Genomic DNA, 23912 nt, shown 5'->3' with positions numbered 1-23912 from the left:
TAAATCAAGCATATTACAATGAACTACGATACGGCAGAATGTTCGAGCGCAGCATCTGCTGCGTGCCCAGACCGTAGTTAGAACTCAGGCCGCGCAACTCGATATTAAAGCCAATCACGTTATCGTATTTACCCTGACTGTTTTGCGTATCCCAACCGTTAAGTTTGCGTTCGTAACCGACACGTATTGCGTAACAGCAGGAGTTATATTGCAGACCCAGCATCTGGTCAGCAGGTTTTTGGGCATTCGTGTCATAGTAGTAGGCCCCGACGACTGACCAACGATCGGCAATCGGCCAGCTCGCGGCGGTACCCACCTGTGAAATACCGTCTTTGTATGGGTCGGAAGTGGAATAATTAGGCAGTGTCGCCTGAATGTATTCCGGGCTGGCGTATCGGTATGTCAACTGCAACATACGGTCTTCATCACGACGATACTCGATGGCAGCGCTGCCCGTCGCGATATTGTCCAGTCGAGTATCGTACTGAACACCACCGCGCAGACCCCAACGATTCGTCATGCGCCAGTAAGTGTCGCCCGCCCATACCAGTGAGCCCGTTTTGTTGTCTTTCTCCCACTGAATTTTATCATCGCCAGTGCGTGATTCTGTGAAATAGTAGATTTGACCAACAGAAACGTTAAAACGTTCAACGGCAGCATCATCATATATACGCGTTGTGACGCCGGTCGTTAACTGGTTAGCAGACGCAATACGGTCAAGGCCGCCGTAGGTACGGTCGCGGAACAGGCCGCTATAGTCAGATTGCAGTAAAGACGAGTCGTAGTTTTGAATCTTGCTCTGATCGCGATAAGGCACGTACAGATACTGCATACGTGGCTCAAGCGTCTGGGTATATCCATCCGCGAGCATGCCCATATCGCGTTCGAAAATGAGCTTGCCGTCCATTTTAAACTGAGGGAGGACACGGTTTACTGAATCTGCAAGATCGTTCGCGTTGTTCGGATTCGCATTGTATTTATCAATATTTTTCTGCTGGTAGTGGGTGGCCATCACTTTGGCTTCGGTATTCAGGCTAGCCCAGTCGTTTGACCACGGCAGGTTGATCGTCGGCTCGATATGCAGACGCGTAGCTTCCGGCATATCTGAGTTGGTGTTGACGAAATGGACCGCCTGAGCGTAAACGCGCGTGTCGAAAGGACCCACATCGTTCTGGTACCAGTTCACGTCCAGCTGCGGCTCTGCACCGTAGGTGCTGTTTGTTTGCGTATCAAATACCTGGAACTGTTTGGTCGACACCGTCGCGTCAAAGTTCTCAATGGCGTAGCCCACGCTGAATTTCTGCGTGGCGTAACCGTCGGTACTGGAGCCGTATTTAGAATCAAAGTCGTTGAAGTAATACGGATCGCTGACTTTGGTGTAGTCGATGTTGAAGCGCCACACCTGATCCAATACCCCGGCGTGCTTCCAGTAGTACATCCAGCGGTGCTTATCACCTTCGCTTGGATGTTCGTCCTGGAAGACCTTATCTGATGGCAGATAATCAAATTCCATCAGACCCGCGCCCGCCTTGGTCAGATAGCGGAATTCGTTCTCCCACATGATGTTGCCGCGCTTATGGATATAGTGCGGCGTGATCGTGGCGTCCATGTTGGGCGCAATGTTCCAGTAGTACGGCAGGTAGAACTCAAAGTAGTTCGATGTGCTGTACTTGGCGTTCGGGATCAGGAAACCTGAACGACGTTTGTCACCCACGGGCAGTTGCAGGTAAGGACTATAGAAAATGGGCACCGGGCCGAGTTTAAAACGAGCGTTCCAGATCTCTGCAACCTGTTCTTCACGGTCGTGGATCACTTCACTGCCCACAACGCTCCAGGTATTTGACCCTGGCAAACAGGAGGTAAACGTGCCGTTTTCGAGAATGGTGTAGCGGTTTTCGCCGCGCTGCTTCATCAGGTCCGCGGTACCGCGCCCCTGACGACCGACCATCTGGTAATCACCTTCCCAGACGTTGGTGTCTTTGGTATTCAGATTCGACCAGGCTTTCGGACCTTTCAGGATGACCTGATTGTCGTCATAGTGCACATTACCCAGCGCATCCACCGTACGGACAGGCGCCTGAGCACCTTCCGGTTGCTTCTGGTGCAATTGCACTTCGTCAGCAAGCAGGCGACTGTTGCCCTGGTTAATATCGACATTGCCCGTAAAGGTTGCATTGTCAGGATAATTACCTTTTGCGCTGTCGGCATTAATGGTGACGGGTAAGTCATTCGTATCGCCTTTCACCAGTGGGCGATTGTAACTTGGGACGCCAAGCATACACTGCGAGGCGAGATCGGCTGCGAGCCCCTGTTGGCTATACAGGGCGGTGCCAATCATTGTGGCCAGAAGGGTGGGGATACGTTTTTTCATACGTTGTATTTTATTGTTCCGTCATCAGTGGCTACGGCTTACAAACGCTCAGAGACTATCTTACTCATCAGCGCAGTACCAGCGTTAATCCTGCCCGTTTGCGCGCCAGAGTGTTAGGCTCGCTATCGAATGACGAGTATGATAATGCAAATTATAGGCGATGTCCCTCAATTGACCGTGGCGCGACCACTGTAATGATGGCGTTGCGTCGGCCAGGAACATGACCATTCGGGGAGTATATGCAGTATTGGGGTAAAATAATCGGCGTTGCGTTCGCAATTATTATGGGTGCCGGATTCTGGGGTGTCGTTCTTGGCCTCATTATCGGCCATATGTTTGATAAAGCACGCAGCCGCAAAATGGCCTGGTTTGCCAACCAGCGCGAGCGCCAGTCACTCTTTTTCTCCACCACCTTCGAGGTGATGGGGCACTTAACCAAATCAAAAGGGCGCGTAACGGAAGCCGATATTCAGGTGGCCAGCGTCTTTATGGATCGCATGAATCTGCACGGCGAATCCCGCATCGCGGCGCAGAATGCGTTCCGGATTGGTAAATCAGATAACTACCCGCTGCGTGAAAAAATGCGGCAGTTCCGTAGCATCTGTTTCGGGCGTTTTGATTTAATTCGGATGTTTCTGGAAATTCAAATCCAGGCCGCCTTCGCGGATGGTTCTCTGCATCCGAATGAACGGGACGTTTTATATGTGATTGCCGAAGAGCTGGGCATTTCCCGCATGCAGTTCGACCAGTTCCTGCGTATGATGCAGGGCGGCGCGCAGTTTGGCGGTGGTTATCAGCAACAGCACTCCTCCGGCGGCTGGCAGCAGGCGCAGCGTGGCCCCACGCTTGAAGATGCCTGCAACGTCCTCGGCGTGAAGCCGTCTGACGATGTCACGACCATCAAACGCGCCTATCGTAAGCTGATGAGCGAGCACCATCCGGATAAGCTGGTGGCGAAAGGCCTGCCGCCAGAGATGATGGAGATGGCGAAGCAAAAAGCGCAGGAAATTCAGAAAGCCTACGAGCTGATTAAAGAGCAGAAAGGTTTTAAATAAAAAATGGCCCGACAGTGTCGGGCCATTTTTTCAGAAGTCCACCGGGGCTTTGAACGTCATGGCGTTGCCGAAAGCAGGGTGGGTAATGGTGAGCGTCTGCGCATGCAGTTGCAGGCGCGGCGCTAAGGCCAGCGCTTCCGGCGGCGCATAGAATCTGTCCCCCAGAATCGGGTGACCCATCGCAAGCATATGCACACGCAGCTGGTGGGAGCGCCCGGTAATCGGCTTTAGCAGGACGCGCGCGGTGTTATCCGGCGCGTACTCCAGCACTTCATACTCGGTTTGCGCGGCCTTGCCGGTTTCATAACACACCTTCTGCTTTGGCCGGTTCGGCCAGTCGCAAATCAGCGGTAAATCCACCAGCCCTTCCGCCTGCGCCGGATGACCCCAGACGCGCGCGACATACTGCTTCTTCGGCTCGCGCTCGCGGAACTGACGCTTCAGCTCGCGTTCTGCCGCTTTATTCAGAGCCACCACAATCACGCCGCTGGTCGCCATATCCAGACGATGGACAGACTCGGCCTGAGGATAATCACGCTGGATACGCGTCATCACGCTGTCTTTATGCTCTTCCAGACGCCCCGGCACGGATAACAAGCCGCTCGGCTTGTTAACCACCATAATGTGCTCATCCTGATACAGAATGACCAGCCACGGATCCATCGGGGGATTGTAGGGCTCCATTACCATCTTGCGCTCCGCTTACTGATGCGTCACAACGATAAGACGCAGGGCGTCGAGACGCCACCCCGCCTGATTCAGGCTTTCCAGCACCTGCTGGCGATTGCTCTCAATAGCGGCCAGCTCATCGTCACGAATGTTCGGGTTCACCGCTTTCAACGCTTCCAGGCGCGACAGCTCGGCAGAAAGCTTCTCATCGGCTTCGCTACGCGCCGCATCGATCAGTTCTCTGGCCGCTTTTTCGGCCTGGGCTTCACCCAGTTGCAGAATGGCATGCACGTCCTGCTGCACCGCATTCACCAGCTTGCTGCCGGTATGGCGGTTCACCGCGCTCAGCTGACGGTTGAAGCTTTCAAACTCTACCTGACCGGCCAGATTCGTACCGTTTTTATCCAGCAGCAGACGCACCGGGGTTGGCGGCAGGAAGCGGTTAAGCTGAAGCTGTTTCGGCGCCTGCGCTTCCACAACGTAGATCAGCTCCACCAGCAGCGTGCCCACAGGTAAGGCTTTGTTCTTCAACAGGGAGATGGTGCTGCTGCCGGTATCGCCTGAGAGGATCAGATCCAGGCCATTGCGGATCAGCGGGTGCTCCCAGGTGATGAACTGTGCGTCTTCGCGGGACAGCGCCACATCACGCTCAAAGGTGATGGTGCAGCCGTCTTCCGGCAGGCCCGGGAAATCCGGCACCAGCATATGATCGGACGGGGTCAGCACGATCATGTTCTCGCCGCGATCGTCCTGGTTAATGCCGACGATGTCGAACAGGTTCATGGAGAAGCTAATCAGGCTGGTGTCATCGTCCTGTTCTTCAATACTTTCGGCCAGCTGCTGCGCTTTTTCACCGCCGTTGGAGTGGATCTCCAGCAGGCGATCGCGCCCCTGCTCCAGCTGGGCTTTCAGCGCGTCGTGCTTCTCTCGACAGGATTTGATCAGCTCATCAAAGCCCTCGGTGTTTTCCGGCGCCGCAAGGTAACCGATCAGGTCTGCATGCACCTGATCGTAAATGGTGCGGCCGGTCGGGCAGGTATGTTCAAACGCATCCAGGCCTTCGTGGTACCAGCGAACCAGAACGGACTGGGCGGTTTTCTCCAGATACGGAACGTGGATCTGAATATCGTGCGCCTGACCGATACGATCCAGACGGCCGATACGCTGCTCAAGCAGATCCGGATTAAACGGCAGATCGAACATCACCAGATTGCTGGCGAACTGGAAGTTACGGCCTTCAGAACCGATTTCGGAGCACAGCAGAACCTGCGCGCCGCTGTCCTCTTCACTAAACCACGCCGCAGCGCGGTCGCGCTCGATAATAGACATGCCTTCATGGAACACGGCGGCGCGAATACCTTCGCGCTCGCGCAGCACTTGTTCAAGTTGCAGGGCGGTGGCTGCCTTGGCGCAGATCACCAGCACCTTCCGGGAACGGTGCGCGGTCAGATAACCCATCAACCACTCCACGCGCGGATCGAAGTTCCACCAGGTGCCAGTGTCGCCTTCAAATTCCTGATAAATCTGCTCCGGATAGAGCATGTCGCGCGCGCGATCTTCCGCAGATTTACGGGTGCCCATAATGCCGGAGACTTTGATCGCCGTCTGGTACTGGGTCGGCAGCGGCAGTTTGATGGTGTGCAGTTCGCGTTTCGGGAAGCCTTTTACACCGTTACGGGTGTTACGGAACAGCACGCGGCTGGTGCCGTGGCGGTCCATCAGCATGTCGATCAGCTCTTTACGCGCAGATCCCGCATTATCGCTGTCGCTGTTCGCGGCCTGAAGCAGCGGCTCAATATCCTGCTCGCCGATAAGATCGCTGAGGGTGTTAAGTTCATCATTAGAGAGACGATTACCGGCCAGCAGCAGCGCGACGGCGTCCGCCACCGGACGATAGTTTTTCTGCTCTTCCACAAACTGCTCAAAATCGTGGAAACGGTTCGGATCGAGCAGGCGCAGACGGGCGAAGTGGCTCTCAAGACCCAGCTGCTCCGGGGTGGCGGTCAGAAGCAGAACACCCGGTACGCGCTCGGCAAGCTGCTCAATCGCCATGTATTCGCGGCTTGGCGCGTCCTCGCTCCAGACGAGGTGGTGTGCTTCGTCGACGACCATCAGATCCCATTCAGCGTCGCACAGATGCTCCAGGCGTTGCTTGCTGCGGCGCACGAAGTCCAGGGAGCAGATCACCAGCTGTTCGGTTTCAAACGGGTTGTCCGCGTCGTGCTGGGCTTCGGCGTAGCGTTCGTCATCGAACAGAGAGAAGCGCAGGTTAAAGCGGCGCAGCATCTCGACCAGCCACTGGTGTTGCAGCGTTTCCGGCACCACAATCAGCACGCGCTCGGCAGCGCCAGAGAGCAGCTGCTGGTGCAGGATCATGCCTGCTTCGATGGTTTTACCCAGGCCCACTTCGTCAGCCAGCAGCACGCGAGGCGCATGGCGACGGCCCACGTCATGGGCGATATTCAGCTGATGGGGAATAAGGCTGGTACGCTGACCGCGCAGGCCGCTCCACGGCATGCGGTACTGTTCACTCTGGAACTTACGCGCGCGGTAGCGCAGAGAGAAGCGATCCATTCGGTCGATTTGCCCGGCAAACAGACGGTCCTGCGGCTTGCTGAAAACCAGTTTGCTGTCGAGCAGCACTTCACGCAGGATAACATTCGTCTCGTCGGTATCAAGACGCGTACCGATGTAGGCGAGCAGTCCATTCTCTTCTTTTACGTCTTCAACCTTCAGCTGCCAGCCTTCGTGGCTGGTCACGGTGTCGCCCGGATTGAACATTACGCGGGTAACAGGGGAGTCATTGCGAGCGTACAGGCGGTTTTCACCGGTAGCAGGGAAAAGGAGGGTAACCATGCGCGCATCGACGGCAACGACGGTTCCTAATCCAAGTTCGCTTTCTGTATCGCTGATCCAGCGTTGACCAAGTGTAAAAGGCATAGTTGTTCGGCTCTAATCTTTAATTGCAGGCAATAGTTCGACCCCGTCAAAAAAGACGGTCATCGAAAAATGGGTCCGGGAATGGAAAGGGCGCTATGGTACTGGATGGCAACGGTTTCGTCACGCGTCAAAATAGCCCAAGTTGTCCTGTCACTAGTGTAGCAAAGTCGTCATTGATGAACGGTAAAATTCCCTCCGCAACCGGCTGAAGCTGGCGGGTCAGGTAGTGATCGTAATCAAGCGGAGACTGCTGGTAATCAACGGGTTCCGGGCCGTTAGTGGTCCAGACGTATTTGATCGTTCCCCGGTTCTGATACTGCGGCGCACGGCCCCGGCGAACGTTCTCTTCATCCGCCAGCCGCGCGGCGCGTACGTGGGGAGGAACGTTACGTTGATATTCGGCCAGGGGGCGGCGCAGGCGCTTGCGATACACCAGTTGGTCATCCAGTTCACCCGCCATCAGGCTGGCGATGGTGTCGCGCACATAATCCTGATAAGGCTCATTGCGGAACACCCGCAGGTAGAGCGTCTGCTGGAACTGCTGTGCCAGCGGCGTCCAGTCGGTGCGCACTGTCTCCAGCCCTTTAAACACCATCCGCTGCGTGTCACCTTCCTGAATCAGCCCGGCGTAGCGCTTCTTGCTGCCCTGGTCGGTTCCGCGAATGGTCGGCATTAAAAAGCGGGCAAAATGGGTTTCAAACTCCAGCTCTAACGCGCTGGTTAACCGCTCTTTTTGCAAACTTTCGCGCCACCAGTCGTTCACAAAGGCGACCAGATCTTTGCCGATTTGTGCGGCGTCGTCTTCCGAATGGGCGGCTTTCAGCCAGACAAAGGTGGAGTCTGTATCGCCATAAATCACATCATAGCCCCGGGATTCAATCAGCGCTTTGGTCTGGCGCATAATCTCGTGCCCGCGCATGGTGATGGACGACGCCAGACGGGGATCAAAGAAGCGGCAGGCACTGGTACCCAGCACGCCGTAAAAGGCGTTCATAATGATTTTCAGCGCCTGTGAGAGCGGCTTGTTGCCGTGGCGCTTGGCCTCATCGCGGCCGTGCCAGATGTTTCCCACAATTTCGGGCAGGCAGTGTTTTTCCCGCGAGAAGCGTGCTCCAAGAAAACCTTCGGTGCTGTGCGCATCGTCTGGCTGCGCCATCCCCTCCACCAGCCCCACCGGATCAATCAGAAACGTGCGGATAATGGACGGATACAGGCTTTTATAATCCAGCACCAGCACCGAGTCATACAGCCCGGGCCGTGAATCCATCACGTAACCGCCGGGGCTGGCCTGCGGCGGCACGTCGCCGAGGTTAGGGGCGACATAGCCAGCCCGGTGCATCCGCGGGAAATAGAGGTGGCTGAAGGCCGCTACCGAGCCGCCGTGCCTGTCGACCGCAAGGCCGTTCACCGTCGCCCGCTCCAGCAGGAAGGGCATGATCTCGGTTTTGTGGAAGATCTGCGTCACCAGCTCGCAATCTTTCAGGTTATAGGTGGCGAGCGCGGGTTTGTCTTCATTAAAGCGCCGGTCGATCTCGTCCATTCGGTCCCAGGGATTGTCGATGGATTTACCTTCGCCGAGCAGTTCCTGGGCGACCGCTTCCAGCGAGAAGGAAGAGAAGTTCCAGAAGGCGGATTTCAGCGCCTCGATGCCGTCGATAATCAGGCGACCGTTAGCCTGCGCGAAGAAAACACCGTTCTTAAAACCATGCTCACGCCACTCCAGCTCGCTGTTTCCGCGCCCCAGCATCAGCGGGATACGGTAACGCTCGGCATGTTTTTGCAGCACGCGCAGGTCAAACTGCACTACGTTCCAGCCGATCAGAACATCCGGATCGTGCTCGGCAAACCACTGGTTAAGCTTCTCCAGCAGTTGCGGGCGGCTGTTGACGTACTCCAGATTAAAATCCAGCGCGGACGCATCGCCGTTTGGCGGCCCGAGCATATAGACAACCCGCTGCCCACAGCCTTCCAGACCAATGCAGTACAGTTCGCCGTGGCGGGTGGTTTCGATATCCAGCGAGACCCACTTGAGCGGGGGGCGATAATTCGGGCTAGGCTTGAGGCGCGCGTTAACGATCCTGCCATTTTGCGCGGTGCCATCTACCCAGACGGGGGCGGTGATAAACCGCTCCATCAGAAAGCGTTCAGGCGGGCGAATGTCGGCCTCGTAAAGCGTCACGCCCGCTTCACGGAGCAGTTTTTCATAGCGCATTAACTGGCGATGGGCGCGGCAATAGAGGCCGTAAACCGGCTGGCGGTGGAAATCTTTCAGTTCAAGCGGGGTTATGCGCCAGCCGTTTTCGCCGCGCAGCATTTGTTTCACTTTCTCGACGTGAGCTTCAGGAATAAAGGCCACGGACTCCTGCGGCGGGAGCGTAACGTTTAGCGGGCCGTTGTCCGTTGCCAGCCAGAATTCAACCTCAGTACCCTGAGGGGTATCCCGCCAGTGTCTGGTCAGTAAAAAGCCTTCTTGCGCCTGCGTCACGGCGTTATCCCATAAAACAAAACCAGGCCTGATTATAGCCTGGTTGAGGGGTGTTTGCTGGGGTTTTATACAGTGCCTGTTCAGTCGGATGGCGCTGCGCTTATCCGGCCTAGAGGTTCCGCAGTCACGGTAAGCGCAGCGCCACCGGGCAAAGGTTTACTGCCCGTAGTAGGCTTTCGCACCGTGCTTACGCAGGTAATGCTTATCCAGCAGGGTTTGCTGCATGTCCGGCAGCTGCGGTGCCATCTGGCGGCAGAAGATCCCCATATAGGCGACTTCCTCCATCACGATCGCGTTGTGCACAGCGTCCTCCGCGTTTTTACCCCAGGCAAACGGGCCGTGGGAGTGCACCAGCACGCCGGGCATTTGCGCCGCGTCGATTCCCTGTTTTTCGAAGGTTTCGACGATCACGTTCCCGGTTTCCCATTCGTACTCACCGTTGATCTCCGCATCGGTCATCAGACGCGTGCAGGGAATGGTGCCGTAAAAGTAGTCCGCGTGGGTGGTGCCGGTCGCCGGAATAGGCTGGCCCGCCTGCGCCCAGATGGTCGCGTGACGCGAATGGGTATGCACAATCCCACCGATGGTCGGGAAGGCCTGATACAGCAGGCGGTGAGTCGGCGTATCGGAGGAGGGCTTTTTTTTGCCTTCAACCACTTCACCCGTTTCGATGCTGACCACCACCATGTCTTCTGCGGTCATTACCGTGTAATCCACGCCGGAAGGCTTGATCACGAACACCCCTTTTTCCCGGTCAACGGCGCTGACGTTGCCCCAGGTCAGGGTCACCAGGTTATGTTTTGGCAGCGCCAGGTTGGCTTCGAGTACCTGACGTTTGAGATCTTCTAACATTGTCGTCTCCTGCCAGATGGCGCTTCGCTTATCCGGCCTACAGAACCGTAGGCCCGGTAAACGAAGTGCCACCGGGCATTCAGGGCTTAGCGTTTTGAACCGTAATAGACTTCGTTCCAGCGCAGCGCGTCTTTAAAGGCTGGCAGACGGGTATCGTTATCAATCACGGTCAGTTCGATGTCGTGCAGCTCGGCAAACTGACGCATATCGTTCAGGTCAAGCGCGTGGCTGAATACGGTGTGGTGCGCGCCGCCGGCCAGGATCCAGGCTTCCGACGCGGTTGGCAGGTCAGGCTGCGCTTTCCACAAGGCGTTGGCGACCGGCAGTTTCGGCAGAGAATGCGGAGTTTCCACCGCATCGACGCAGTTCACCAGCAGGCGGAAACGGTCGCCGAGGTCGATCAGGCTGGCGTTAATGGCCGGGCCGGTACGGGTGTTGAAGATCAGACGGGCCGGATCCGCTTTGCCGCCAATGCCGAGGTACTGCACGTCGAGGATCGGTTTCTCTTCAACCGCGATGGATGGACACACTTCCAGCATGTGCGAGCCGAGCACCAGATCGTTGCCGTTCTCGAAGTGGTAGGTGTAGTCCTCCATAAAAGAGGTGCCGCCCTGTAGACCGGTTGACATCACCTTCATGATGCGAAGCAGAGCGGCAGTTTTCCAGTCGCCTTCGCCCGCAAAGCCGTAGCCCTGCTGCATCAGACGTTGTACCGCCAGACCCGGGAGCTGTTTCAGGCCGTGGAGATCTTCAAAGGTGGTGGTAAAAGCGTGGAAGCCGCCCTGTTCCAGGAAGCGCTTCATGCCCAGCTCAATGCGCGCCGCGTCCAGCACATTCTGGCGCTTGTCGCGGTTGATTTGTGCCGCAGGCGTCAGACGGTAGCTGCTTTCGTACTCGTCCACCAGCGCGTTAACGTCGCCATCGCTGATGTCATTCACCACCTGCACCAGGTCGCCCACCGCCCAGGTGTTGACGGAAAAGCCAAATTTAATCTGCGCGGCCACTTTATCACCGTCGGTGACCGCCACTTCGCGCATGTTGTCGCCGAAACGCACCACTTTCAGGTGACGGGTATCCTGCTTAGATACCGCCTGACGCATCCAGGAGCCAATGCGTTTTTGTGCCTGGCCATCCTGCCAGTGGCCGGTCACCACGGCATGCTGTTGACGCATGCGCGCGCCGATGAAGCCGAACTCGCGGCCGCCGTGCGCGGTCTGGTTCAGGTTCATGAAGTCCATGTCGATGCTGTCCCACGGCAGGGAGGCGTTGAACTGCGTGTGGAATTGCAACAGCGGTTTGTTGAGGATAGCCAGGCCGTTGATCCACATTTTGGCTGGTGAGAAGGTGTGCAGCCACACCACCAGGCCAGCGCATTTGTCATCGTAATTGGCATCGCGGCAAATGTTGGTGATTTCGTCCGGGGTAGTCCCCAGCGGCTTCAGCACCAGTTTGCACGGCAGTTTGGCTTCCGCGTTCAGCGCATTCACAACGTGCTCCGCGTGTTTCGTCACCTGCTGCAACGCTTCCGGTCCGTACAAATGCTGGCTGCCAATCACAAACCACACTTCATAATTATTAAAAATGGTCATTATCGTGTCCTTAATGTGTCAGGGTTGCCGTAGTGTCCGCGGTGCTTTTGGCCGGGGCGGCGACAGGGAGATAGTGAAGTTCGGCGCTTTTTGCCCATTGCTGGTAGCGCTGATAAAGCTGTTCAAAGCGTTGTGCCTGCTGAGTCTGCGGATGGAGCGTATTTTCGACGGCGCTCGCCATATGCTGTTGCGCGGTCGGGATATCCGCATGGACGCCTGCGGCCACGGCAGCGAAAATCGCGGCACCCAGCGCACAGCACTGATCGGAGGCCACAATTTGCAGCGGCCGGTTCAACACGTCGCAGCAGGCCTGCATAATCACCGGATTTTTACGGGCGATCCCGCCCAGCGCCATCACGTTGTTCACGTCAATGCCCTGATCGATGAAGCACTCCATGATGGCGCGCGCGCCGAACGCGGTGGCGGCGATCAGGCCGCCAAACAGCGCGGGCGCGTCGGTCGCGAGGTTGAGATCGGTAATCACTCCTTTCAGACGCTGGTTGGCAAACGGCGTACGACGGCCGTTGAACCAGTCCAGCACCACCGGCAGGTGGTCGAGAGACGGATTTTTTGCCCAGGCGTCGGTGAGCTGCGGCAGGAGCTGTTTTTTGCTCGCCGTAATCTGCGTTTTCAGTTCAGGATGCGCGGCAGCCAGCTGATCCAGCGGCCAGCCGAGCACGCGGCCAAACCAGGCATAGATATCACCGAAGGCGGACTGGCCCGCTTCAAGGCCGATAAAATCAGGCACCACGCTGCCGTCAACCTGGCCGCAGATGCCTTTCACCGCGCGGTCGCCGACGCTGGCTTTATCTGCCGTCAGAATGTCACAGGTGGAGGTGCCGATAACTTTCACCAGCGTGTTGGGCTGCGCACCCGCGCCCACGGCCCCCATATGGCAGTCGAACGCGCCGCCGGAAATGGTCACGTTTTGCGGCAGACCGAGGCGTTTCGCCCACTCTTCGCAGAGCGTGCCGACCGGGATATCGGCGGTGAAGGTGTCGGTGAACAGCGGGTATGTCAGGTTTTTGTTGATGATCGGGTCGAGTTCATCGAAGAACGCTGCCGGAGGCAGACCACCCCAGCTTTCATGCCACAGCGATTTATGCCCGGCGCTGCAACGGCCGCGGCGAATATCCTGCGGACGCGTGGTGCCGGAGAGCAGGGCGGGAACCCAGTCGCACAGCTCAATCCATGACGCCGCTGCCTGTGCGACCGACGCGTCCGCGCGGGTAACGTGCAGGATCTTGGCCCAGAACCACTCGCTGGAGTAAATCCCGCCGATGTAGCGGGAGTAGTCATTTTTGCCCGGCTGATGGCATAAGCGGGTGATGGCTTCCGCCTCTTCCACGGCGGTATGGTCTTTCCACAGCACAAACATGGCGTTCGGGTTGTCGGCAAACTCCGGTAGCAGCGCCAGTACGCGGCCTTCGGCATCGACAGGGGCAGGCGTTGAGCCGGTGCTGTCGACGCCAATCCCCACGACATCGGCCCGCTGGGCGTCGGTCAACTCCGCCAGAACGGTTTTGATCGCCGCTTCCATCGACTCGATGTAGTCCCGCGGGTGGTGACGGAACTGGTTGTTTGGCGCATCGCAGTAGCGCCCCTCTTGCCAGCGCGGATACCACTCAACGCTGGTTGCTATCTCCTGGCCAGTCGTACAGTCCACTGCCAGCGCGCGAACTGAGTCGCTGCCAAAATCGAGGCCAATTGCAATTGCCATGATGTTGCTCCATCCAAAAAACAGGTATGGAAGAACATTAGAGACTAGGGACAAAAATCGTCAGGCAGGATCCGCTAATCTTATGGACTAAATTGCTGTAGCCACGCAAAGTGTGACGCCGTGCAAATATTCTATGTGGACATTTCTGCCGCACTTATAGACACTTTTGTTACTGCTTATCCACCCGTGCTGGCGGAGAAATCAGGGGGAAAGGCTGAAACATGGCGGACGTAAAAGAGGCGTGATGCTTTTTGGATCTTTTCGCGGGCCATTTTTATACTGCTTTTATCGATATGGACAATTGGTTTCCTTCAGGACCCTTGGGAGAACTGAATCTATGGCCGAACCGCAAAACGATCCTTTACTGCCGGGCTACTCATTTAACGCCCATCTGGTGGCGGGACTGACGCCAATTGAGGCCGAGGGATATCTCGATTTTTACGTCGATCGCCCTCTTGGCATGAAGGGATATATCCTGAACCTGACCGTACGCGGAGAAGGGGTCGTCAAAAATGGGGATCAACAGTTTATCTGCCGCCCCGGTGATATGCTGCTGTTCCCGCCGGGGGAGATCCATCACTACGGGCGCCACCCGGATGCCAAAGAGTGGTATCACCAGTGGGTCTATTTCCGTCCGCGCGCCTACTGGCAGGAGTGGCTCTCGTGGCCGGCCATTTTCGCCCATACCGGTTTATATCGCCCGGATGAGGCGCATCTGGCGCAGTTCCGTGAGCTGTTCGCACAGATTATTGAGGCAGGGCAGGCGGGCGGGCGCTACGCCGAACTGCTGGCCATCAACCTGCTTGAACAGGTGCTGCTGCGCCGCATGGAGGCCATCAACGAGTCGCTTAATCCGCCGCTGGACAACCGCGTCCGCGACGCCTGCCAGTACATCAGCGACCACCTTGCCGACAGCCAGTTTGATATTGCCAGCGTCGCCCAGCATGTGTGCCTGTCGCCGTCACGGCTGTCGCATCTGTTCCGCCAGCAGCTTGGCGTGAGCGTACTCAGCTGGCGCGAGGATCAGCGCATCAGCCAGGCGAAACTGCTGCTCAGCACCACCCGAATGCCTATCGCCACCGTCGGGCGTAACGTCGGCTTTGAAGATCAGCTCTATTTCTCTCGCGTGTTTAAGAAGTGCACCGGTGCCAGCCCGAGCGAATTCCGTGCGGGATGTGAATAATCGGTAAACATTCAGGTGAACTTCAGGCGCATCTTGTAAACTATTCAGACAATTGATGCCTTGACGCGGTGCAGGGCGCTAAGCAGAATCGCTGATTCGTTTTCTGACCGGAATAGTTATGCAGGCATTGCTGGAACATTTTATTACCCAGTCCGTTATGTATTCGCTCATCGCCGTGGCGCTGGTGGCATTTCTGGAGTCGCTGGCGCTGGTCGGGCTGATCCTGCCCGGCACCGTGATGATGGCGGGGCTTGGGGCGCTTATCGGCAGCGGCGAGGTCAATTTCTGGCAGGCGTGGATGGCCGGTATTATCGGCTGTTTGCTGGGGGACTGGATCTCCTTCTGGCTGGGCTGGCGCTTTAAGAAGCCGCTGCACCGCTGGTCGTTCATGAAAAAGAACAAAGCGCTGCTGGATAAAACCGAGCACGCGCTGCACCAGCACAGCATGTTCACTATCCTTGTGGGGCGCTTTGTTGGCCCAACGCGCCCGCTGGTGCCGATGGTGGCGGGGATGTTGGATCTGCCCGTCGCGAAGTTTGTGTTGCCGAATATCATCGGCTGCGTCTTCTGGCCGCCGTTCTACTTCCTGCCGGGTATCCTGGCGGGCGCGGCGATTGATATTCCTGACGGTATGCAAAGCGGTGAGTTTAAATGGCTGCTGCTGGGCACGGCGGTGCTGCTGTGGCTGGCGGTCTGGCTCTGCTGGCGCCTGTGGCGCAGCGCGAAAGCCAGTGTTGATCGTCTGACGCGCTATCTTCCGCGCACTCGCCTGCTCTGGCTGGCCCCGCTGACGCTCGGCGTGGCAGTGGTCGCGCTGGTCGCGCTGATTCGTCACCCGCTGATGCCGGTGTACGGTGAGATCCTGTTAAAGGTGGTGAGCCGTTAAGGTGTTTTCCCTCTCCCTGTGGGCTGAGGGTTCCCCACAAAATAATGCCTGCACAGACGGCCCCCTCTCCCTTGAGGGAGAGGGCTGGGGTGAGGGGGAACATACGGCTCTGGTGGTCATTCCGTTCACTATATGTTCCTTGCTACTCTGTCACGACATGGCCGGTGAACGTGCCAGGGTGGCTCAGTCGCCACCACCCTGGCGACCCGGGCTTCCGGCGGAAAATCGCCGCTTCGCGGTGCCTTCGGCTTATTCCTTCAGGCTATCGGGTCGGGCATGAGCCTGCATCCATGCAGGCCACGCCCTCTCGGCGCATCCCTGCGCCTCGCCCCGGCCTACAGGAAACGCCTCAGCGATTTACAGCCGGACCAGGGCATCGCTGAAAGCCCTCAGTTATTCTGAGGCAACGTTATCGCTTTTGCTTTCAAATTACTGGGGATCCCTCTCCCCTGTGGGAGAGGGCAAGGGTGAGGGCATCAGACCTCACGAATACCTAAAAGTGAAGATGCCCCCGCCTTACCACTCAGAAGTTCTTCTGTTTCCCCATCCCACAAAATACGTCCCTCCGCGATCACCACCGATCGCGGCGCGATGCGTGCGGCATCTTCGATGCTATGCGAAACCATCAGCATCGTCAGTTGTTCGCGCTCGCAAACCTCCTCAACCAGCGAGAGCATTTCCTGACGCAGAGCGGGGTCGAGCGCCGAAAAGGGTTCATCGAGCAGCAGTAGCGGCTGCTTGCGCACCAGGCAGCGCGCCAGCGCCACGCGCTGGCGCTGGCCGCCGGAAAGCTCACCCGGTAGTCTGTTGATAAACGCAGCCAGGCCCATTTGTTCGGCGATCGCCTCCAGCGTCTGACGCTGCGCAACATTGAGCTTCAACCCCGGATCCATACCCAGCGCGATGTTCTGCCACACCGTAAGATGATTGAACAGATTGTTTTCCTGGAACAGCATCGACACCGGGCGCTTAGCCGGCGGAGCGTAGGTATACTCGCCATTATCAATGACGATCGACCCGCTGGCAGGCTGTAAAAAACCGGCAATCAGATTGAGCAGGGTACTTTTTCCGGCCCCGCTGGGGCCAAGCACTGCGATTCGCTCTCCCTGACGAACGGAGAGGGTAAAACGCATTGGCAGGTGCTCATAAAGCCAGGTTACATCAGTCAGTTTTAACATCACGCCCCGGAAGTTTTTCGATAACGGTAAATAACGCAAAGCACAGCAGTAACAGGAGCAGCGCCGTGACGGCGCCGTCCTGGCTACGATAGGAGCCAATTTGCTGATAAAGCCAGAACGGCAGCGTGCGGAAATCCTCGTTGCCGAAGAGGGCCACCACGCCAAAATCGCCAATCGACAGCACGCAGGCAAACGCCAGCGCCTGGGCCAGCGGACGCTTTAGCGCGCGCAGTTCGACCACCTTCAGACGCTGCCAGCCCTGCATGCCCAGCGACTGACACAGCAAACTGTAGCGGCTGTTGACGTCGCGCATCGGGTTTTCCAGCACCTTGAGCGCGTAAGGGATGGCCATCAGTGCGTTGGTAAAAATGACGATGCCGTCGGCGCTTTCCGGCAGGCCGATGGTGCTGTTGAACAGTAAAAAGAATCCGGTCGCCAGCACAATGCCCGGCATCGCCAGGATCAGCATACCCGTCAGCTCCAGCGCGTGTGCGGCTTTACGGGCATGACGCGCGTACAGCTCGCGGCTGCTCCAGAGCAGCATCATGGTCAGGATCACGCACAGGATCCCGGCTGCCAGCGCGATGCGCAATGAGGTCCACGTCGCCTGCCACAGGACAGGCTGTTGCAGTACCGACAACACATTGCGATTCAGGCCATCAACAATAACGGCCAGCAGCGGGGGCAGCAGAAGCAGGAGTGCCAATGCGATTAGCATAAAATCCGCGACGCGGCTGTGCAGGCTGTCCTGCGGATCGCGCCAGCCTGTCAGGTTATTGCTACCTGTGGGGATCGCTTTACTTAGCCGCTGGCTGAGTAACACCAGCGCCAGGCAGCAGACCATCTGCACGATCGCCAGCAGCGCGGCGCGGCCCGGATCGTAGTCGTAACTTAAGGCCTGATAGATCGCCAGCTCAATGGTGGTGGCCTGCGGCCCGCCGCCGAGAGAAAGTACGGTCGCGAAGCTGGCGAAGCAGAGCATAAAGATTAGCGCGGCAACCGGAGCAATCTGGCGTCGCAGCCACGGCCATTCGACAAAGCGGAAGAACGACCAGCCGCGCATGCCAAGCTGGGCGGCAATCTGACGCTGCTCACCGGGAATGTTTTCCAGCGCCTGTAAAAAGAGGCGCGTCGCCATCGGCATATTGAAAAAAATATGCGCCAGCAGAATGCCTTTCAGGCCGTAAGGGGAGAAGGTCCATTCCAGACCAAGCAGGTTGAAGAGGGATGCCAGCCAGCCCTGCCGACCGTAGACGCTCAGAATGCCGAACACCGCCACCAGCACGGGCAGGATCAGCGTCATCGCGCACAGCCGCAGCAGGGCAAGCCTGCCGGGGAAACGTCTGCGATAGAGGGCGCGTGCAAGGAAAATGGCCGGGATCGCCGACAGCAGCGCGGAGAGAAACGCCTGCCAGAAGGAGAAGCGGATGACGTGCCAGAGATAGCTGTCGTGCCAGAGGGCGAGCAGATCGCTCTCTGGCGCGTTAAACCACAGCGCAAGGAATGCACCCAGGCTGACGACGACCATCAGTACGGCGGCGAGCAGCCCGGGAACTAACCAGCCGGGGATCAGCGGCTGACGGCGCGTTGCCATTCACTAATCCATGCGGCGCGCTGGGCGGCAACCTGCTGCGGCGTAAATTCCAGTGAGGTTTGCGGCTTGTTTAGCTGCTCAAAGCCTGCCGGCAGCGCAACGTCAGTGACCGGGTACATCCAGTTGCCGGTCGGAATAGCGTTCTGAAATGCCGGGGAGATCATAAATTTCAGGAATTTTTCCGCAAGCTCCGGCTGTTTGCTCGCGGCGGTGCGGGCGGCCACTTCCACCTGCAAATAATGCCCTTCAGCAAAGTTCGCGGCGGCGTAGTTGTCTTTCTTCTCGGCGATAATGTGGTAGGCCGGAGAGGTAGTGTAGCTCAGCACCAGGTCGCTTTCGCCTTTCAGGAACAGGCCATAGGCTTCGCTCCAGCCTTTGGTGACGGTAACGGTTTTCGCGGCCAGCTTCTGCCACGCTTCCGGCGTTTTATCCCCGTAAACTTTTTGCATCCACAGCAGCAGCCCCAGACCCGGCGTGCTGGTACGCGGATCTTCGTAAATCACGCGCCATTTCTGGTCACTTTCGACCAGCTCTTTCAGGCTTTTGGGCGGATTCTTCAGCTTGTTTTTATCGTAGACAAACGCAAAGTAACCGTAATCAAAGGGAACGAAGGTGTCGTTTTTCCAGCCGCCCGGTACGTTAACGGCATCTGCCGCCACGCCGCTTTTGGCGAACAGTCTGGTTTGGGTGGCGGCTTCCAGCAGGTTGTTATCCAGCCCGAGCACCACGTCGGCTTTGCTGTTTTTGCCTTCCATGCGCAGCCGGTTAAGCAGCGAGACGCCATCTTCCAGCGCCACGAATTTCAGCTCGCAGTTGCAGTCCGCTTCAAAGGCTTTTTTTACCACCGGGCCAGGGCCCCAGTCGGCGGAGAAGGAGTCGTAGGTGTAGACCGTCAGAACAGGCTTAGCAAAAACAGGCAGCGCAAACAGCGCCAGCAGAGGAAGAACGTTTTTTAACACTTTGCACCTCAGGGTTGAGTGGCAAAGGATTTTGAGAGACAGCCTCAAATCCCTTCGCCGGCGTTATCCGGATCAGGTTCGACGGGTATTATCTCAGCGCACATCTGTGATGCAGCACCCCGTTGAGAACGGCGCTATTGTAATGATTTGGTGAATATTACGAAAGCGTTATGGCTCCGGCGGCGCAAACCAGGCGGATTTAAAATCAAACCAGCCCAGGGTGTTCATCCGCAGGCCGCGCATGCTGCGCTGGCCCTGGATCAGCAGCCAGTGGTGAATCAACGGTACGATCGTCTGCCCGGCCAGTAATTCCTGACACCAGGCGGCCAGATCCATTTCTCCTGCCCGCCACCGTGCGGCGTCCTGCTGCCAGTCCCGGTTGATACAGTGCTGAATCAGGGGCACTTCGTACAGGTGAGAAAAGAGCGAGAAATCAAGCGGCAGCGTAAAGTTTGCGCTGTTGAGCCAGATATCGCTGATGACGTCTCCGCGATGCCATTCATCATAATCGACTTCCTGTATCGCCAGCGTCACGCCTTCGGCTGCCAGCAGCGTGCTCATGATCCTTGCGATAAACCTGTGCTCAATGTGATCGCGATAGTAGCTGAGGGTGATGGTCTCCAGTCCGGCAGGTTTTTCACTGCGCACTGGCTGCGCATGGTGCCAGCGCGGAAGCAGGCCATAGGCCGGGAACCACCAGGTCTGGTATTGCTCCTCTGCGTGATAAATCAGGTTAGCAGGGGCAAGAATATGGCTTATCCACCTGCGTACGTCGTGGTTTGCCCCGCGATGGCTGCGGCTATCAAAGAGCAGGTAGTAGCAGCCCTCCTCCAGGCGGCTTTCGAACGCCCTTTCACCGGCTGTTGGCCCTTCCAGGGTCAGGCCTGCGCTCAGCTCTTCGTTGAGATCCGGTAACACCCAGACGTTCACTTCGTCGATCAACGCCCTGTAGCCAAAGTAATCATCAAAGGCGCGGATCTTCAGCTGATTACTGTTGTTTCGTGTAACGGAGTAGGGGCCCGTACCAATCGGCTGGCTGGAAAAATTGTTCAGGGAGCGCCACTCGGCAGGCAGGATCATTGAGGGGACGTAGCCCAGAAGCCACGGAAGCCATTTGTCCGGCTGCGATAGCTCAATATCCAGCGTCCAGGCCGTTGGGGAGTGGATCCGCGAGATATGCGAATAGAGCGGCAGCGTGCGGGCTCGCTCTAAGGAATCGATAACGTCGCGCATCTCCAGCTCGCGTCCATGGTGGAAATGAATGCCGGGGCGTAAGAAAAAGCGCCAGTGGCGCGGGGAAAGCTGTTGCCAGTGGTGCGCGATATCCGCCTCCAGTTCCCCGTTTTCCTCATTTATTCGCGTCAGGCCGCTGAAGATTTGTCGGGCCATGTGGGTTTCAGAACGCCGTAACGCCGTGCCGGGCAACAGATTTTTCATCGGACGGTAGTAGAGCACCCGCAGAATGTGTCGGCCCTGACGAAAACTGCGTCCGAGATGGGAGACCAGCATTTGGCGCACGGCGGCCTTGTCGCCCACCAGCTGGACCAGCTGATCGATACGGTCCTGCTCGAGCAGGTCTTCTGCACGCTGCTGCTGCAATGCCAGCCCGGTGTAGAGAAAGGTCAGCCGCGAGCGTTTCCCGCGTCCCGCCTCCGCTTCCCAGCTTAACCACCCCTGCTGCTGCATGGTATTGAGCAGCGTGCGCATATGGCGGCGGGAACAGCTAAGCAGGTCAGCCAACTCGTTGAGCGTGGTTTCCTGCGATTGCCCCTCACAGCACTGCCAGAGGCGGATAAATTGTTGTTGCAGACGACCAGAAGGCATAAAAGGGGAACTCCTGACAAAAAATCAGCAATTTATTAATCCCTATATTAAGCCAATAATCCTTATCGATGAAGCGAGGAGGTAAATTATGAAGAGGTCTACCGCACGTCAGTTTTATCAGCACTATTTTTCAGCGACAAAGGGAGTGTCCTGGCTGGCCCGCCAGTGCGCAGAGCAGCGGCTGAGAATACTGGAAGATCTGATGCAGTGGGACGTTACGAAACCGACCTCTTCTCGCTAACTCGCCTCGATCATGTGTGACTGAGTATTGGTGCTAATCACCCGCCAGCAAAATGTTTTTTGCTGGCTTTTTTCGTTTACTATTTCACCCAATTTCGATTCGCTTTCATAAGGACTTGCGCATGCTCTGGTTGATGACGATGGGGCGACGCCTGAATGGCGTGTACGCCGCTTTTATGCTGGTGGCCTTCATGATGGGCGTAGCCGGCGCGCTACAGGCGCCGACGCTGAGCCTGTTTCTCAGCCGCGAGGTGGGGGCGCAGCCGTTTTGGGTGGGCCTGTTCTACACCGTCAACGCCATTGCCGGGATCCTCGTCAGCCTGTGGCTGGCGAAACGATCCGACAGCCAGGGCGATCGCCGCAAGCTGATCCTCTTTTGTTGCGCAATGGCCGTGGGCAACGCGCTGCTGTTTGCCTTCAACCGCCATTACCTGACGCTCATTACCTGCGGCGTGCTGCTGGCCTCTCTGGCGAACACCGCCATGCCGCAGCTCTTCGCCCTGGCACGGGAGTACGCCGACAACTCGGCGAGGGAAGTGGTGATGTTCAGCTCGGTGATGCGTGCGCAGCTCTCTCTCGCGTGGGTCATCGGTCCCCCGCTGGCGTTCATGCTGGCGCTGAACTACGGTTTCACCGTCATGTTCACCATCGCGGCGGGAATTTTTGCCATCAGCCTGGCGCTGATAGCCTTTGTGCTGCCATCGGTGGCGCGCGTAGAGCAGGTGACGGACAAGCCCATCACCCACGTAAGCGGCTGGCAGGATAAAAACGTCCGCATGTTGTTTATCGCCTCCACGCTGATGTGGACCTGCAACACCATGTACATTATCGATATGCCGCTGTGGATCAGCAGCGATCTGGGACTGCCCGACAAGCTCGCGGGTATTCTGATGGGCACCGCTGCCGGACTGGAGATCCCGGCGATGATTCTGGCGGGTTACTACGTGAAACGTTTCGGAAAGCGTCGGATGATGGTCGTCGCCGTGGCGGCTGGGGTGGTGTTCTACGCGGGGCTGATCCTGTTCCATTCGCGTGAAGCTTTGCTGACGTTACAGCTGTTTAACGCGGTATTTATCGGCATCGTTGCCGGGATCGGCATGCTCTGGTTTCAGGATTTAATGCCGGGGCGCGCAGGCTCCGCGACCACGCTGTTTACCAACAGTATCTCTACCGGCGTGATTCTGGCAGGGGTGATTCAGGGGGGACTGTCGCAAAGCTATGGACATGCATCCGTGTACTGGGTGATCGCAGCGATTTCGCTTGTCACGCTGATGCTGACGTGCCGGGTAAAAGACGTTTGATTCTGGAAGGCGGCTTCACGAAATGAAACGACTTTCTGACAGGCGCAGAGAAGGCGCATAGAGTGCGTGACGGGTGCTTGAGGCTGTTTGCCTCAGGCTTTCGCAAGAGGCAAACAGTGGAGAGTCCCACATCAAAAAACTGATGGGGAGATTAACTTCACAACCCACATTGCGAGGTTAGTCTCTTCATTGCCGAAAAGCAATAAGGAGGCTGGAATGCCAAAACGTACTCTGCTGTTAGGTTTGTTTCTGATCTGTACGACGCTGTTGATCTTCACCTGGATGGTGCGCGACTCGCTGTGTGAGCTGCACTTCAGACAGGAGAAAACAGAGCTGGCAGCAGTGTTGGCTTACGAAGCAAAACGTTAGCGGTATTGGCGGGGGTTTTTCCCCGCCTCTCCAGAGTGGTTGAGCCTCAACGCACCCTTATCAATGGCCCGCGCCCTGCGGGCCATTGCCTTTAGCCCATAAACGCAGGCTGTTTTTTCTCGTAGGCGGCTATAGCCTCTTCGTGTTGCAGCGTCAGGCCAATGCTGTCCAGACCGTTCAGCATGCAGTGGCGACGGAAGGCATCAATGCTGAAGCTGTAGGTTTTATCCCCGGCTTTCACCACTTCCCCTTCCAGATCCACTTCAAACGACATGCCCGGATTTGCCTTAACCAGCGCGAACAATTCATCGACCTGTTCGTCGCTCAGCGTCACCGGCAGCAACTGGTTGTTGAAGCTGTTGCCGTAAAAGATATCCGCGAAGCTGGGGGCAATAACCACCTTAAAGCCGTAATCGGTCAATGCCCATGGCGCATGTTCACGCGACGATCCACAGCCAAAGTTTTCCCGCGCCAGCAAAATGGAGGCGCCTTTGTATTCCGGAAAGTTCAGGACGAATTCCGGGTTTGGCACTTCGCCTTTATCGTCGAGGAAGCGCCAGTCGTTGAACAGATGCGCACCAAAACCCGTGCGCGTCACTTTCTGCAAAAACTGCTTAGGAATGATAGCGTCAGTATCGACGTTAGCGGCATCCAGCGGGACAACACGGCCCGTATGTTGGGTAAATTTCTCTGCCAT

18 protein-coding genes and 1 riboswitch are annotated in these 23912 nt (G+C 57.2%); of the genes, 6 read left to right on the top strand and 12 right to left on the bottom strand.

The annotated features are described in order from the left end of the window. Positions 1-13 precede the first annotated feature (13 nt). Positions 14-2371, bottom strand: a complete 2358-nt coding sequence (lptD, locus tag DD606_RS00320) for an LPS assembly protein LptD (protein WP_048241407.1) — start codon at positions 2369-2371, stop codon at positions 14-16. A gap of 239 nt (positions 2372-2610) precedes the next feature. On the opposite strand from lptD, the gene djlA reads away from it, so the two are divergent. Then, complete coding sequence (gene djlA, locus DD606_RS00315) at positions 2611-3426, top strand: co-chaperone DjlA (protein WP_023315375.1); 816 nt, start codon at positions 2611-2613, stop codon at positions 3424-3426. Positions 3427-3456: 30 nt separating this feature from the next. Here djlA and rluA read toward each other — a convergent pair whose 3' ends face one another. The 6 genes from rluA to araB form a co-directional block, all read right to left on the bottom strand. Further along, a complete protein-coding gene (gene rluA, locus DD606_RS00310) occupies positions 3457-4116 on the bottom strand; it encodes a bifunctional tRNA pseudouridine(32) synthase/23S rRNA pseudouridine(746) synthase RluA (RefSeq protein WP_003856412.1) in 660 nt (219 codons plus the stop codon). Between the two features lie 12 nt (positions 4117-4128). Continuing rightward, positions 4129-7035: an RNA polymerase-associated protein RapA gene (rapA, locus tag DD606_RS00305; protein WP_003856411.1), complete on the bottom strand. Its 2907-nt coding sequence runs from the start codon at positions 7033-7035 to the stop codon at positions 4129-4131. 127 nt (positions 7036-7162) lie between these two features. Further along, positions 7163-9520: a DNA polymerase II gene (gene polB / locus DD606_RS00300; protein WP_003856409.1), complete on the bottom strand. Its 2358-nt coding sequence runs from the start codon at positions 9518-9520 to the stop codon at positions 7163-7165. Positions 9521-9676: 156 nt separating this feature from the next. Continuing rightward, positions 9677-10372, bottom strand: coding sequence for an L-ribulose-5-phosphate 4-epimerase (araD, locus tag DD606_RS00295; RefSeq protein ID WP_129258061.1), 696 nt, complete (start codon positions 10370-10372; stop codon positions 9677-9679). Between the two features lie 86 nt (positions 10373-10458). Further along, entirely contained in the window at positions 10459-11961 is a 1503-nt protein-coding gene (araA, locus tag DD606_RS00290; protein WP_129258059.1) for an L-arabinose isomerase, read from the bottom strand. A gap of 10 nt (positions 11962-11971) precedes the next feature. Next, entirely contained in the window at positions 11972-13681 is a 1710-nt protein-coding gene (gene araB / locus DD606_RS00285; RefSeq protein ID WP_059294296.1) for a ribulokinase, read from the bottom strand. A 337-nt stretch (positions 13682-14018) separates the two neighbouring features. Between araB and araC the strand changes: the two genes are divergently transcribed. Both araC and DD606_RS00275 read left to right on the top strand, forming a co-directional pair. Then, positions 14019-14864: an arabinose operon transcriptional regulator AraC gene (gene araC / locus DD606_RS00280; RefSeq protein ID WP_003856402.1), complete on the top strand. Its 846-nt coding sequence runs from the start codon at positions 14019-14021 to the stop codon at positions 14862-14864. Positions 14865-14982: 118 nt separating this feature from the next. Beyond that, complete coding sequence (locus DD606_RS00275) at positions 14983-15750, top strand: DedA family protein (RefSeq protein ID WP_003856400.1); 768 nt, start codon at positions 14983-14985, stop codon at positions 15748-15750. 476 nt (positions 15751-16226) lie between these two features. Here DD606_RS00275 and thiQ read toward each other — a convergent pair whose 3' ends face one another. The 4 genes from thiQ to sgrR all read right to left on the bottom strand — a co-directional run bounded on the left by thiQ (position 16227) and on the right by sgrR (position 21305). Beyond that, positions 16227-16928 (bottom strand): thiamine ABC transporter ATP-binding protein ThiQ, encoded by a 702-nt coding sequence (thiQ, locus tag DD606_RS00270; RefSeq protein WP_032608486.1) that lies wholly within the window; start codon positions 16926-16928, stop codon positions 16227-16229. After that, positions 16912-18522 (bottom strand): thiamine/thiamine pyrophosphate ABC transporter permease ThiP, encoded by a 1611-nt coding sequence (gene thiP, locus DD606_RS00265; RefSeq protein WP_126297027.1) that lies wholly within the window; start codon positions 18520-18522, stop codon positions 16912-16914. Before thiP ends, thiQ begins: the two co-directional genes overlap by 17 nt. Continuing rightward, on the bottom strand, positions 18498-19481 hold the full coding sequence (thiB, locus tag DD606_RS00260; RefSeq protein ID WP_003856391.1) for a thiamine ABC transporter substrate binding subunit: 984 nt from the start codon (positions 19479-19481) through the stop codon (positions 18498-18500). Before thiB ends, thiP begins: the two co-directional genes overlap by 25 nt. Positions 19482-19512: 31 nt before the next feature. Further along, a riboswitch (TPP riboswitch) is annotated at positions 19513-19613 on the bottom strand. A 36-nt stretch (positions 19614-19649) separates the two neighbouring features. Then, positions 19650-21305, bottom strand: coding sequence for an HTH-type transcriptional regulator SgrR (gene sgrR, locus DD606_RS00255; protein ID WP_129258057.1), 1656 nt, complete (start codon positions 21303-21305; stop codon positions 19650-19652). An 88-nt stretch (positions 21306-21393) separates the two neighbouring features. Here sgrR and sgrT point away from each other — a divergent pair, with 88 nt between their 5' ends. From sgrT to DD606_RS00240, 3 genes are all read left to right on the top strand, one after another. Next, positions 21394-21546 carry a glucose uptake inhibitor SgrT gene (gene sgrT / locus DD606_RS00250; RefSeq protein ID WP_003856388.1) on the top strand — a complete coding sequence of 51 codons (153 nt, stop codon included), beginning with the start codon at positions 21394-21396 and terminating at the stop codon, positions 21544-21546. 121 nt (positions 21547-21667) lie between these two features. Continuing rightward, on the top strand, positions 21668-22846 hold the full coding sequence (locus DD606_RS00245; RefSeq protein WP_129258055.1) for a sugar efflux transporter: 1179 nt from the start codon (positions 21668-21670) through the stop codon (positions 22844-22846). Positions 22847-23062: 216 nt separating this feature from the next. Further along, entirely contained in the window at positions 23063-23215 is a 153-nt protein-coding gene (locus tag DD606_RS00240; RefSeq protein ID WP_010427008.1) for a Hok/Gef family protein, read from the top strand. A 91-nt stretch (positions 23216-23306) separates the two neighbouring features. Here the strand turns inward: DD606_RS00240 and leuD are convergent, their stop codons facing one another. Continuing rightward, entirely contained in the window at positions 23307-23912 is a 606-nt protein-coding gene (gene leuD / locus DD606_RS00235) for a 3-isopropylmalate dehydratase small subunit (protein ID WP_045895233.1), read from the bottom strand.

This window comes from Enterobacter cloacae complex sp. GF14B (assembly GCF_004136805.1).
Classification (GTDB): domain Bacteria; phylum Pseudomonadota; class Gammaproteobacteria; order Enterobacterales; family Enterobacteriaceae; genus Enterobacter; species Enterobacter hormaechei_C.
Note: the sequence above shows the minus strand (reverse complement) of the source record. Positions and strands in the feature narration are given on the sequence as shown.